Raw genomic sequence first — 233 nt, forward strand, 5'->3', positions numbered from 1 at the left:
GTCTTGCGCCAGTCCGGATCAGCCTTGATCGGCGAACCGGTTCCGCCGAAGTTGACGTCTTCCGGCAGTACCACCGGCAGCTGCTCTTCCGGCACCGGCAACGCGCCGCACTTGGGGCAGTCGATCACCGGAATCGGGCAACCCCAGTAACGCTGGCGGCTCACGCCCCAGTCGCGCAGGCGGGAGTGCACCCGGCGCTGGCCCTGGGCCGGGCGCTCGAAGCGTGCAGCCAG

General features: G+C 70.0%; 1 protein-coding gene. It reads right to left on the reverse strand.

Going from position 1 to position 233, the window contains the following annotated elements; genetic code table 11:
* Positions 1-233 (reverse strand): hypothetical protein (locus ACQG3P_RS24335; RefSeq protein WP_426806486.1); only part of this gene is annotated, 233 nt, incomplete at both ends.

It is taken from the genome of Stenotrophomonas sp. SrG (assembly GCF_050031795.1).
GTDB lineage: Bacteria > Pseudomonadota > Gammaproteobacteria > Xanthomonadales > Xanthomonadaceae > Stenotrophomonas > Stenotrophomonas rhizophila_A.